14 protein-coding genes and 1 tRNA gene are annotated in these 11,789 nt (G+C 71.6%); 10 read left to right on the plus strand and 5 right to left on the minus strand.

Annotation, left to right across the window (positions count from 1 at the left end; all coding sequences use genetic code 11):
- Positions 1-4: 4 nt before the first annotated feature.
- Positions 5-523, plus strand: coding sequence for a peptidylprolyl isomerase (locus J5Y10_RS09145; RefSeq protein WP_245214458.1), 519 nt, complete (start codon positions 5-7; stop codon positions 521-523).
- 70 nt (positions 524-593) lie between these two features.
- Positions 594-669 (plus strand) — tRNA-Lys (locus tag J5Y10_RS09150).
- Between the two features lie 59 nt (positions 670-728).
- Here J5Y10_RS09150 and J5Y10_RS09155 read toward each other — a convergent pair.
- Positions 729-1,034: a hypothetical protein gene (locus J5Y10_RS09155; protein ID WP_209372842.1), complete on the minus strand. Its 306-nt coding sequence runs from the start codon at positions 1,032-1,034 to the stop codon at positions 729-731.
- 112 nt (positions 1,035-1,146) lie between these two features.
- On the minus strand, positions 1,147-1,332 hold the full coding sequence (locus J5Y10_RS09160; RefSeq protein WP_209372844.1) for a hypothetical protein: 186 nt from the start codon (positions 1,330-1,332) through the stop codon (positions 1,147-1,149).
- A gap of 118 nt (positions 1,333-1,450) precedes the next feature.
- On the opposite strand from J5Y10_RS09160, the gene J5Y10_RS09165 reads away from it, so the two are divergent.
- The 4 genes from J5Y10_RS09165 (at position 1,451) to J5Y10_RS09180 (ending at position 4,778) form a co-directional block, all read left to right on the plus strand.
- On the plus strand, positions 1,451-1,633 hold the full coding sequence (locus J5Y10_RS09165; RefSeq protein ID WP_209372846.1) for a hypothetical protein: 183 nt from the start codon (positions 1,451-1,453) through the stop codon (positions 1,631-1,633).
- A 300-nt stretch (positions 1,634-1,933) separates the two neighbouring features.
- Entirely contained in the window at positions 1,934-2,140 is a 207-nt protein-coding gene (locus tag J5Y10_RS09170) for a hypothetical protein (protein ID WP_209372848.1), read from the plus strand.
- Between the two features lie 239 nt (positions 2,141-2,379).
- Complete coding sequence (locus tag J5Y10_RS09175) at positions 2,380-3,528, plus strand: hypothetical protein (protein ID WP_209372850.1); 1,149 nt, start codon at positions 2,380-2,382, stop codon at positions 3,526-3,528.
- The gene (locus tag J5Y10_RS09180) at positions 3,525-4,778 is read left to right on the plus strand and encodes a hypothetical protein (protein ID WP_209372852.1); all 1,254 of its coding nucleotides are present in this window, start codon (positions 3,525-3,527) and stop codon (positions 4,776-4,778) included. Before J5Y10_RS09175 ends, J5Y10_RS09180 begins: the two co-directional genes overlap by 4 nt.
- Positions 4,779-4,845: 67 nt before the next feature.
- Here J5Y10_RS09180 and J5Y10_RS09185 read toward each other — a convergent pair whose 3' ends face one another.
- Positions 4,846-5,619 (minus strand): sulfite exporter TauE/SafE family protein, encoded by a 774-nt coding sequence (locus tag J5Y10_RS09185; protein ID WP_209372854.1) that lies wholly within the window; start codon positions 5,617-5,619, stop codon positions 4,846-4,848.
- Between the two features lie 93 nt (positions 5,620-5,712).
- Here J5Y10_RS09185 and J5Y10_RS09190 point away from each other — a divergent pair, with 93 nt between their 5' ends.
- From J5Y10_RS09190 to msrP, 4 genes are all read left to right on the plus strand, one after another.
- Positions 5,713-6,819, plus strand: a complete 1,107-nt coding sequence (locus J5Y10_RS09190) for a glycosyltransferase (RefSeq protein WP_342452877.1) — start codon at positions 5,713-5,715, stop codon at positions 6,817-6,819.
- On the plus strand, positions 6,816-8,240 hold the full coding sequence (locus J5Y10_RS09195) for a glycosyltransferase family 39 protein (protein WP_342452878.1): 1,425 nt from the start codon (positions 6,816-6,818) through the stop codon (positions 8,238-8,240). Before J5Y10_RS09190 ends, J5Y10_RS09195 begins: the two co-directional genes overlap by 4 nt.
- A 102-nt stretch (positions 8,241-8,342) precedes the next feature.
- Positions 8,343-9,338, plus strand: coding sequence for a Bug family tripartite tricarboxylate transporter substrate binding protein (locus J5Y10_RS09200; protein ID WP_209372856.1), 996 nt, complete (start codon positions 8,343-8,345; stop codon positions 9,336-9,338).
- A gap of 61 nt (positions 9,339-9,399) precedes the next feature.
- Complete coding sequence (gene msrP / locus J5Y10_RS09205; RefSeq protein WP_209372859.1) at positions 9,400-10,332, plus strand: protein-methionine-sulfoxide reductase catalytic subunit MsrP; 933 nt, start codon at positions 9,400-9,402, stop codon at positions 10,330-10,332.
- 7 nt (positions 10,333-10,339) lie between these two features.
- On the opposite strand, the gene J5Y10_RS09210 is transcribed toward msrP, so the two are convergent.
- Together J5Y10_RS09210 and J5Y10_RS09215 are read right to left on the minus strand one after the other, a co-directional pair.
- Positions 10,340-10,777 (minus strand): NUDIX hydrolase, encoded by a 438-nt coding sequence (locus J5Y10_RS09210; protein WP_209372861.1) that lies wholly within the window; start codon positions 10,775-10,777, stop codon positions 10,340-10,342.
- Complete coding sequence (locus J5Y10_RS09215; RefSeq protein ID WP_245214459.1) at positions 10,774-11,787, minus strand: DUF4340 domain-containing protein; 1,014 nt, start codon at positions 11,785-11,787, stop codon at positions 10,774-10,776. Before J5Y10_RS09215 ends, J5Y10_RS09210 begins: the two co-directional genes overlap by 4 nt.
- Positions 11,788-11,789: the final 2 nt, after the last annotated feature.

Raw genomic sequence — 11,789 nt, forward strand, 5'->3', positions numbered from 1 at the left:
CATGATGAGCGACGCCACCACCAACGAGGCCGAGGCCCAGGCCAATGCCGAGAACACCCTGTACCTGGACCTGAAGGACGGGCGGGTGACGATCGAGCTGCGGCCCGACCTGGCTCCGAAGCACTGCGAGCGGATTAAGACCCTCGCGGCCCAGGGCTTCTACGACAACACGCCTTTCCATCGCGTGATCGAGGGCTTCATGGCCCAGGGCGGCGACCCGACCGGCACCGGCACCGGCGGCAGCCAGCTGCCCGACCTGCCCGCGGAGTTCACCCCGGCGGCGAAGGCCCGCTTCCTGCGCGGCACCTGCGGCATGGCCCGCACGCAGAGCCCGAACAGCGCGAACAGCCAGTTCTTCATCATGTTCGGGCCCTATCCGAGCCTGGACGGCCAGTACACGATCTGGGGCCGCGTGGTTTCCGGGATGGAGGCCGTGGACAAGATCAAGCGCGGCGCGGGTGGCAGCGGGATGGTGCAGAACCCCGACAAGATCATCAAGATGCGCCCGGCCGGGGTGGCCTGACCTTCCGTCTTGACGTTCGGTGCCCGGCCTTCCAAAGGTCGGGCACCCCACGCGGCGATCTCCGCGTATCGCGCCTGTAGCTCAGTCGGTAGAGCACGAGACTTTTAATCTTGGGGTCCTGGGTTCGAGCCCCAGCGGGCGCACCAAGCTTTTTCTGGCCAGCGGCCGACAACGGCGGGACTGCCCCTTTCCGCCGGGATGGTGGTCAGATCGGCTCTTCCTCGCTCTCCATCCTCGCCTTCATGCGGAGACCGGCCGGCGTCGTGCAGTAAGCCCGCATGGTCCGCGCGCCATCCGCCAGAATGTCGTCGTCGAAGCCGAAGGTCACTTCGCCGCCCTCAGCCCAACCGGCGGCAATCGCGGCCTCCAACCCGGCCAGGATCGGCTCGTCCGGGACGGGGCCCAGGCCCGGCCGGTAACTGAACCACAGCTCCCGCCATTCTCCTCTCGGCGGAAGCCAGTCCAGGACGCGCCGGTGCTGGGGCGTGAGGCGTGAGATGAACTCCGCCATCACTGGCGCCACTGGGTGAGGGAAGTCATCCTGTCTCCCTGGCAAGGCTTGACCGTTCTGCCCAGTTGCCCCTGTTCCTGAGGGTATCCTGGCGCGAAGGGATGGGCCAATCCTACAGGCTGACCAGCCGGTAGAAGACCTTCGCCGTCAGGACCAGCGTCGCCAAAAAGAGAAGGCCAACCACGGTGATGAAGGCCTGACGGTCGGAGCCGATGGCGTCGAGCAACGCGTCGATTACCCGGATCAGGCCATCGCCCAGGTCGTCAGTCAGGCGTTGGAGGTGCGGTCTCCAGGGCATGGGGTAGGATACGGGACGGAAGGCGCCTCGGAAAAGGGCCGGCTTGAGCGCCGCGGGCCGACCGCAAAGTCCGCCCAGGTCCGGCGTTCTTCCCCGAACACAGACAGGGAGTCGAAAGGTGGACGGGGAACAGGGCCGCAAGCACGCGGCCAAGCTGGACCTTCAACTCGGACAAGCCATTTCGGCCAGGGCCGAGGTGCAGATCTCGTCGGGCGGCCTGCTGGCAATCGGGGCGCTGGTGTCGAGCATCATTCTGTCGGTCGCTCCGCTTGTCTGGGCGGCTCGGAGGAGACCGTACTGAGGAGGTTGGCGTTCGGAAGGACTGACAAAGGCAGGTGTTCACCCCGGGTGACCCTGCCGGCCGCATCTCGCTTGCCGTCCAAGGCCCGTCGAGCGCAGCAAGGCGGGGATCCTCAACGCCCTGAGCTCCTCCTGTCCGAGGGATGGGAGCAGAGACCAGGACCTTCAACCCGCATCGACGTATCGACGCCGTCGATACTGGGAATCCACCGCATGCGTTGGAGTTTCCGCCGGACAGGGCGCATTTCCCGTTCATCATAGAGCGGCACCCCGCCGCCCCATCCACCCAGGACATGCCGCCATGATGAACTTCCGCACCCTCGCCCTCGCCGCCGCCCTGATCGGCTCCCTCGCCGCCCCGGCCTTCGCCGACCAGGACCGCGTGCCCGAGGGCGCCACTGCCTCCGGCCGTTGGACCGCTGGCGACAGCCGCACCCCGCTGGCCGGCAGCACTGCGGACCGCCTGGAGCAGTCCGGCGCCACCGGCGGCGGCGGCCAGCACTCGTAACCAGCCGCGCCACCGATAGCCCAGGTTCTTGTCCTGGGGTCTGGGCCTCGATGGCCCGAGAGGGGCTGCCAGGAACTCCTGGCAGCCCCTTTGCTCGTGTGAGGCGGCTTCAGATGGGTTCCCACAAACGCTTGGGCGGCCAGCGGCCTGCCGGAGTGGACGTTGATGGCCCCGACCACCGGCGATCTTGCCACTCCGCCGGTTACGGTTCCTTTGACATTTCGCCTCACCATGGCGCCATGCAGCTAAGGCCAGAGCAGACCGTCGCGCGCAGCCCGGTGGATGACGCCCGCCCGGCGACGTTCCTCGAGCGCGGGGTGATGGTGCCCTTCACGACGCCGATGCTCCTGGGCAGCCGCGTGCGGCCGAGCGGCCGGCGGGGGCTGGAGATTGCCGTCCCGAGTCCGGCGGGCGTCCGCGGATTCTACGTGCTTCCCCTCCGGGGCCTTCCGGACATCTGCACACCCACGCTCCACGACCGCTTGCTGGTGGATTTGGTCGAGCGGATCCCGGCCGTGACGCCCGACGCCATCATCGGCGCGACGCGGCAGGTGGCGCAGGAAGGCTTCGCGGGTCGGGAGGCCGCCGCCGCCGCATCTGCCGCAGCGAAGGCCCAGGCGAATCAGCGGCTGATCACGAATTACCGCTTACTGCTGCTTCTGATCCGGCAAACCGAAGTACAGGGCGAGCACGTCTTGCCTCCGGAACGGGACGTGCCCTTAAGCGTCCAGCGCCGCGCAGAGCGCGCCGTCGCCCGCCTGGCGCATGACGCCGGGCTCTCCCCTTCGGCCGTGGTCACGGCGATGGACGGGCTGACGGAGGCCTACCTGGCCGTGGGCTTCCGCGGCGACCCGACGCGGGCGCGCTACCAGGGCGAGCTCGTCGCGCTGGCCGACATGGCCGAGGAAGTGGCGCGCTGGGGCGAGTTGGCGGTGGACCCGCAGCAATCCGGCTGCGCCTCTCTGATCGCCCGGTCCGCCCGGCTGACGGTTGAAGCCGGGGAGATCCTGATGGAACGCGTCCTCGCCGCGACCGAGGACCTTCGGGCGCTGCTGCTGCGCTGGACCCGGGACTCGGAAGCCGTGCTGCGCGAGACGGCCCGCCTGGCCTGGCTGCTGGACGGCTGGTCCGTCATGGCCGGCCTCTGGCGGAGCGCCGACCGGATGGGGCGCGCGGCGACGGTCGGTGAGATGGCCGTGATGGTGCCGAGCATGCCGCGGGAGGTCACCCGGTGGACGGGCGAGGCGAGCGGGGAAGTGTCGGACGAGCCGCATAGCGTGACCCACAGCATGCGCAGCCGCTTCGTCGTCCGCATGACGGACTGGCGCACGGGACGGATGCTTGAATTGACGGAGCGGAACGAGGTCATCGTGAAGGAATGCCTGTGAACGCCGTCGCCCCGCTCGGAAACGGCACGGCCGAACTGCGCCTGCTGAGCGGCGCCCTGGCCGATGCCTCGCGGGAGCAGCTGGCGCGGGTGGTCTCGCTGATCGACGAACTGCCTGACCGCGCCGGGGCCGACAGCCTGTTGGAACGCGCGCGGCCGCGGCTGCGGGAGCTGAACCTGCCCCGCCCGCTCGGCTTCACGCGGCTGCTTTTCCTGCCCTTCGACATGCTGATCGTGCCGCCCTCGGCCTGGGCCCCCGGCGGCCCGGCGATCCCGCGCACGGCGCTTCGGGTGCTTTCCGCCGCTGTGGAGGGAAAGCTGGGACCGGAGGCGGCGCGCATCGACGCCGATTGCGCCGGCCTGACTGCCGAGCAGCCCGAGAAGATCCTCACCCTCGGCCGGATGCTCTGGCCCGCCGCGGCCCATGCGCTGCCCGGAAGCTCGCCCGAGGGGTGGGAGGCGGCGGGGCTGCCCGCGCGGGAGTACCCGGTCTTGCGGGAACGCTGCGCGGCGGGCTGGCGCCACGCGGTCGCGATCTGGCCCGCGCTGCAGGCCGCGGCGGAGGGGCCGCCGGAGGTGCTGGCCCGGCAGGCGCTGGAAGGTGCGGCTGCGGAGGGTGGCGCGGCGCTGGAGGTGGCTCTCCGGATGCTCATGGCGCGGGCTTCCCGCCCGGCGAGCCTCGCCACCCTTGCCATTCGCCTTTCCCCGTCCGGATCGGCGCAGGCAGCCCGGGCCGCACAGGGCGCGGTGGACGAGTACCTGCATCGCCGTGAGCTGGGGGTGGCGACCGCGGGTGACCGGTGCGGGCAGGCGCGTCGTGCCGCGGCCGACGCCCTGGCCGTCTGCGTCCTCGCCGAAGACTTTGAGGCATCCGGCCTGCTCGGCCTTCCGGCCCGGCGGGAACGGCTGCAGGCGATCCGCAGGGCAACCGCCGATACCTGCCGGGAGAGCTTCGCCGGACTGCTCTCCGAGGAGCTGCTGGGACCTCTTGCCGCGCTGGGGAGAACCGGAGCGGCCGAGGCGCACGCCATCCTGCCGTCGCTGGAGGAGGCTGCGCGCCTGCTCCGGCGGATCGAGGGCAGCGGGCGACGTCTGGGCGGGGCGGAAACTTATGATTTCGCGCTGAATGCGGCCGCTGCCGAGGTTGCCGATGGCGGTGCAGCCGCTGGGCTGGCCCATGTGGAGCGGCTGCGGCTCGTGGAGATGCTGGCCGGACCGGAAGCCGCGCTCCGGCTCGTCGGGTGGCCGTGACACCGCTCCTCCCCGGGGCGCGGCGGCGGAGCTCCTAGGGCCGAACGGTCCGATCGGGAAACCCGCCTCAGTTCCCGCCGAGGAGCCCGGCGAGTCCCCGCGCGGCGGTGAGGAGTGCCACCAGGGCCAAGGTGACAAGGGAGATGCGGCGATGCGCCCCGCCCAGTCGCCGGAAGAGAGCGGCACCGATGCGCGAACCGGCCAGCATCAAGGGCGTGCCGGCCAGGACGAGCAGGGCTTCGGCACGCCCGACCGCGCCGATGACGAGCAGGCTGCCACTGGAGAGCAGCGCGGAGAACAGGAAGAAGACGAGGAGCGAGGCCCGGACCTGGGCGGGCGGCATTGGCAGGGCCAGGTAATAGGCGACCGCCGGCGGGCCCGGCATGGCGGCCAGGCCGTTGAAGAGGCCGGAGAGGGCGCCGGCCGTCGCGGTGGTGCCGCGCCCGGGCATGCTGCGGAACCCCTGGCCGCCGCCAAGCGCCAGCACCGCAACCCCGCAAGCGCCCGCGAGCACCAGCCGCGCCACGTCCGCGGGCAACCAGGCGAGCATCAGCGTGCCGAGCGGGGAGGCGAGAACGGAACCGACGGCCAGCCAGCGCACCGAGGGCCAGTGGCACTGGCGCGCGGCATCCCGGAAATCCAGGAGCCCGCCCAGGAGTTGCAGCCCGGCAGCCAGCGCCACCGCCAGGATCGGCGGCAGGGCAAGGCTCATCAGCGGAACCGCGATGATGGCGAAGCCGAAGCCCGTGAACCCCCGGAAGACGGCGCAGAGCGCGACGATGAGGGTGACCGCCGCCAGGGCGCCAGTGGAGGGAAGGCCGGAGAGGGCGAGGTCGGGCATCGGCCCGGCGCTACGCCCATCCGGCGGGGTCGGGAAGGGGGCCTCTCCTCAAGCCCCCTTCCTGCGGTCACGCGCGCGGGGTAAGCCGCCGCCGTGCCGGCCCAACCCCTCCCTGCCGAAATCACGATCGTTGTCCCCTGCTACAACGAGGCGGCGAACGTCGCCCCGATGGTGGAGCGACTGGACGCGGCCCTGACCGGCGTGGCGTGGGAAGTCGTCTTCGTGGACGACGACAGCCCGGACGGCACGGCCGCGCGGGTGCGGGAGCTGGCGGCGGTCGACCCCAGGGTGCGCGGCATCCGGCGCATCGGGCGGCGCGGCCTCGCCTCCGCGGTGACGGAGGGGGTGCTATCCTCCTCCGCCCCTTATGTCGCGGTGATCGACGGCGACCTGCAGCACGACGAGACGATCCTGCCGGCCATGCTTGCGGCTGTGCGGGACGGCGGCGCCGATGTGGCGATCGGCAGCCGCCACGCGGAGGGCGGCGAGGCCGGCGAAGGCTTCTCCGCCGCGCGGGCGCGGGTGAGCGATGCCGGCACGCGCCTGGCGGCGATGCTGCTGCCCACGCCGGTCGGCGATCCGATGAGCGGCTTCTTCCTCCTGCCGCGGCCGCTGTTCGAGGCGATCGCTCCGCGGCTTTCTGCCCGCGGCTTCAAGATCCTGCTGGATATCCTGCTCTCGGCCGGGCGGGCGCTGCAGGTGGCTGAGGTGCCTTACCGGTTCCGGCCGCGGGTCGCCGGGGAGTCGAAGCTCGATGCCACCGTGCTGCTGGAATTCCTCGGCCTGCTGATGGACAAGGCTCTCGGGGGGCTGCTGCCCTGGCGCTTCATTTCCTTCGCGGCCGTCGGCGCGGTCGGGCTGGTGGTGCACTTGGCCGTTCTCTTCCTCGCTTCCCGCGTGCCGGGGCTGGAGTTCGAGGCGGCGCAGTGGACCGCCACCTTCGCCGCCATGACCGTGAACTTCCTGCTGAACAACCGAATCACCTACCGCGACCTGCGGCTGCGCGGGCCGCGTCTGGTTCGGGGGCTGGTGCTGTTCTACGCGGTCTGCGCCATCGGCGCCGTGGCGAATGTCGGCATCGCTGGACTGCTGGTTCATGAAAGGCTGGCGGGCTGGGGTGGGGCAGGGGCGGCGGGGGCGCTGCTGACCGTGGTGTGGAACTACGCGGTCTCCTCAACCCTGGTGTGGCGGGGTCGGTGAATCCCTGGCTGCTCGGCCTGTTGGCGCTGACGGCGCTGCGGCTGGCAGCGGCCGCGCTGCTGCCCCTGGCCCCGGACGAGGCCTACTACTGGGTCTGGGGCCGGGACCTGCAGCCGGGCTACCTGGACCACCCACCAATGGTCGCGCTTTGGACGGCGGCCGGGACGGCGCTGCTGGGCGACAATGCCCTGGGCATCCGGTTACTGGGTCCGGTCGGGCTGGCGCTGGCAACCCTGGCCGTGGCCGGGGCAGGGGACGCGCTGTTTCCCGAGCGGCGGCCAGGACGGTGGGCGGCGCTGCTGCTGAACGCCATGCCGCTGACGAATGCGGGCGCGGTGCTAATGACGCCGGACACGCCGCTCTTCGTTTTCTGGTGCCTCTCGCTCTGGGCGGTCGCACGGCTCCACGCTTCCGGCAACGGGCGCTGGTGGCTCGCGGTCGGCGCCTTTGCGGGATGCGCGCTGCTGTCCAAATACACGGCCGCGCTGCTCGGGGCCGGGCTACTCCTTTGGCTGCTGGCGGAGCCCTCGGCCCGGCGCTGGTGGCGGGACGGGCGGCTTTATCTTGGTGGTGCGATCGCCGCGCTGGCTTTCCTCCCGGTCGTGGCCTGGAACGCCGCCCATGGCTGGGCCTCCTTCGTGAAGCAGGGCGGGCGCGCCGGGGCGGGGACGGAGTTCGGGCCGCGATTTGTCCTGGAACTGGTGGGCGGACAGTTCGCCCTGGCCTCGCCGGTGCTCCTGATCCTCTGCGCGGCCGGGACCGGCCTGGCGGTGGCCGCCTGGGCACGGCGGGATGGCGGGGCGGGGCTTCTGGCCGCGCTGGTCCTGCCGGCCGCGCTGGTCTTTCTCTGGCAGGCGACGGGAAGCCGGGTGCAGGGCAACTGGCCGGCCGTGCTCTATCCCGCTGCCTGCATCGCCGCCGCCGCCTTCGCGGCACCGCGCCTTCAGTCGGTCGGGGCCTGGATCGGCGGCGGGATGACCCTCGCGATCCTCCTTCAGGCCGGCTTCTCTCCTATCGCCCTGCCGCGCTCAGCCGACCCGACCCTGGCCCGACTGGCAGGATGGCCCGGTCTCGCGCGGGACGTGGAGGTGGCGCGGGCTGCGGCCGGCGTCGGCTTTGTGGCGGCCGAGGAGTACGGGCTCGCAGCGGAACTGGCGCTGCACCTGCCGCCCGGCGTGCCCGTGGTGGCGATCAGCGGGCGCTGGGACCTGTTTACCCTGCCGGAGCCGCCGGTGGGCCGGACCGGGCTGATGCTGCGGAGCCTGCGGCGCGGGGAGGGAGCACCCCTCTGGCCGGGAGCGACGCCCATGGGCGAAGTGGTGCGCAGCCGGGACGGCACGGAGGCGGAGCGCTACCGGCTGTTCCGTGTGGAGACGCCGCCGGGGCGGGAACCGGCCGCGCTGCTGCCCCGGCCGCGCTGACCCGCGGCGCCGGGCGTCTATCCAGCCGGGCGCTGGGCCGGCACAATTCCTCCCCAGGGCCCCGCCGACTGGCAGAAGGGCCGCGCCGAAGAGGATCGTTCCATGCGTCGTCGCGCCGTGCTGAAAGCCGCCCTGTCGGCCCCCGTCCTGCCCATGCCTGCCCTGGCGCAGACCCCGGCCTGGGTCGCGGACCGGCCGATCTCCCTGGTGGTACCCTTCCTTGCCGGCGGATCGGCCGATATCGCCGCGCGGGTGCTGGCGGAGCGCATGGGGCCGCGGCTCGGCCCTGGGGCGCGGATCATCGTGGAGAACCGGGCAGGCGCTGGCGGTGCGGTCGGCGGAGAATGGGTCCGGCAGCGGCCGGCCGATGGCTTCACCCTCCTGCTGGGCACCGCGTCCTCCCACGGCACCAACCCGGCCGCGCTGCCCTCTCAGACGCCGTACGACCCCGTGGCGGATTTCACCCCGATCGCCGTGGTCGGCGGCGGGCCGCTGGTCGTGGTGGTGCCCGGCGGTTCGCCATGGCGGGACATGCGGGCGATGGTGGAGGCGGTCCGCGCCAAGCCCGGGGAGTATTCCTGGGCCACGTCCGGCGTCGGCGGCATCGGGCACCTGACAGGAGAATTCCTGAAGATCTCGGTGGGCGGGCTCCAAGCGGAACATGTGCCCTACCGGGGCGGCTCCGCCGTCATGGAGGCTTTGGCCAAGGGCGAGGTGGCCTACTCGCTGGAGGTGCTGGCCTCCACTGCGCCGCATCTGAGGGACGGGTACTCGCGCGGGCTGGCCGTAACGTCGAAAGCCCGGCACCCGATGTTCCCGGATATCCCGACCCTGGACGAGACCGTCGCGCCCGGCTTCGAGGTGACGACCTGGAACGTGCTGCTGGCTCCGCGTGGCCTGCCCGCCCCGATTTTAGCTGCCCTGAACGCGGCGGCGAACGGCGCGCTGGCGGAAGCGCCAGTACGGGAGCGGATGGCCGGCGCCGGGGTTGATCCGTCCCGCCCCACCACGCCCGCGGAGACGCGGGACTTCCTGGTTTCCGAACTGACGAAGTTCCGCAGCATCGTTCAGCAGGCGGGGCTGCGGCTGGCCGGCTAGGCGCGGGCTTGAATCGGGCGCGCGGGACCCGAGTTGAGAGGGACTGTCCTTGGAGGCCAGAATGCTGATCCGCATCCGCCGCGGTTGGGAACTGCCCGAGAGCGCCGCAACGCCCGAAGCCCTCGTCCTGGGCCGCCGGGCCGCGCTGGGCGCGGGCGCCGCTCTGGCCGGGGCCGCGCTGGCACCGGACAGCGCGCTGGCGCAGGGCCCGGCCATGCGCAACACCCGCTTCCAGCCCGGGCGCGGCGTGACGCCTGAGGCGGACTCGACGAACTACAACAACTACTACGAGTTCGGCACGTCCAAGAGCGTCAGCGCGGCCGCCCAGCGACTGAAGGTGAGCCCCTGGTCCATCCGCTTCGATGGTCTCGTCGGGAACCCGCGCGAGATCGGGCTGGAGGACCTGCTGAAGCAGGTGAACCTCGAGGAGCGCGTCTATCGCTTCCGCTGCGTGGAGGCCTGGGCGATGACGGTGCCCTGGACGGGCTTCCCCATGTCGGAGCTTGTGCGCCTGGCCGCGCCGAGGGCCGAGGCGAAATACGTGGTGTTCGAGACGGCCTCGCAGCGCGACACCATGCCCGGGCTGCGGCAAGGCTGGTATCCCTGGCCCTATTCTGACGGCTTCACGATGGAAGAAGCCCGCAACGAGTTGGCCTTCATTGCAACCGGCATGTACGGCAAGCCCCTGCCGCCGCAGAACGGCGCGCCGATCCGCGCCATCGTCCCCTGGAAGTTCGGGTTCAAGGCGCCGAAGTCGATCGTGCGTGTGACCTTCCAGGCAGAGCGGCCGGTTGGCTACTGGGAGAAGCTGCAGGCCAGCGAGTACGGCTTCTGGGCCAATGTGAATCCAGAGGTGGCCCACCCCCGCTGGAGTCAGGCGACCGAGCGTCTGCTGGGCAGCAACGAGCGCGTTCCGACGAAGCTCTTCAACGGCTACGCCGAGTTCGTGGGTGATCTCTACAAGAACCTGCAGAATGAGCGGCTCTACGCGTGACCGAGAACTAGGGCGGCGGCAGTTGCCGCCGCGCCTCGGCGATGACGCGTAGGGTCTCGTCCCAGAGGTCGAGGCCCTCCAGTTCTGCTGGAGCGAAAAAGCGCACCTCCGTCGCATCATCTCCCGGTACCGGCTCGCCGGCGGCCCAGCGGCCCGCATAGTCGATGATCGTGTAGTGGAAGCGGATGTTCCCGGCCTCGTCGCGCTGGACGATGTCCACGCAGGCGACGAGGGACAGAGGCCCTACCGCTATCCCTGTCTCCTCGCGGAGTTCGCGTCGGGCACAATCCTCAGCTGACTCGCCCAGATCCTGTGCGCCGCCGGGCACAGTCCACTCGCCCTGGCGCGGCGGGCGGGCGCGGCGGACCAGCAACACGTCCTCGCCACGGAAGGCGAGACAGCCGATCCCGACCCAGGGCCGGTCCGGGTATTCCCGGCCGCTCACCCCTCGCGCTTCTTCAGCGTGTCGAGGCTCGGGGCGAAGGCCGGGAGCTTCCAGGCGCCAACCTGATAGGCCCAGCCGCGCCAGCGGGCGTTGAGGCGCGCGGCCTCATCGTCCCCGGTCGCGGAGAGAAGGAGCCAGACATTCCCGTTCTCCTGCCGGAGCCGCGCCGTGACGGCGAGGTTGTCGGTTAGGGTGAAGCGTCCCTCTCCGGCAACATCGCCCGGCGCCTCGGCCTCGGGGCGGACGTCGATCAGGGTCAGGCCCTCCAGGGCACGTCCGACCTCGTCGAGGGAAACCTCGTCCGCGGCAGGGGCATTAGCCGGGGCAGTGAGGCGGAGGCGGCCATCCGGGCCTTCATCCCGCTCCAGCTCGACCATCTTCCCGTCCCGCGTGCCGGACACGCGGCGGATGCGCTCCTCCGGGATGTTCGCGATCTCCCGCTCGATCCAGAGGTTGGGGTCGGCATCCACGGGCAGCCGTCCCTCCGCCAGCCAGGACTGGTTCTCGCCGGGGCGGCGGACATAGGCGGTCTCGCCGCCCGGCCCCTCCGGCCCGCCGATGGTCCGCATCCTCCGCCGGCCGACGACGAGCTCCGCCAAGGGGGCGCCGGTGCCGTCCAGGACCCGGAGGAGCAGGGCGGCGGTATTCGGGCCCGGCTCGTCCAGGCCGAGGCGGGCGAGGGCTTCGGGGTCGGCCGTGCGGGGTTCCGCGAGGCGCAACTCGGTCAGGGCGACGAGGAGGGAGCGCACCCTGTCGGCGCGGGCGGGATAGGCGGCCTTCTGCGGCAGGGTCCAGACCTCGCCGCCGCCGCGCTGGACGATCAGGCTCTGCGGCCCTTGCCGCACCTCGATGCGCTGCGCGGCGGCGAGGCGGCCGGGCAGGGCGGGGAAGGCGAGGGGAGCCTCGGCCCGCGGGGGCGCCTCATCCGGCCCGGCAAGGAGAGCGGCGGCGCCCGCGGCCACCACCGCGGCGCCGCCGAGGACGAGAAGATGGCGTCGGTTCAGCGGCATGG

Source organism: Roseomonas indoligenes, from assembly GCF_017813365.1.
GTDB lineage: Bacteria > Pseudomonadota > Alphaproteobacteria > Acetobacterales > Acetobacteraceae > Roseomonas > Roseomonas indoligenes.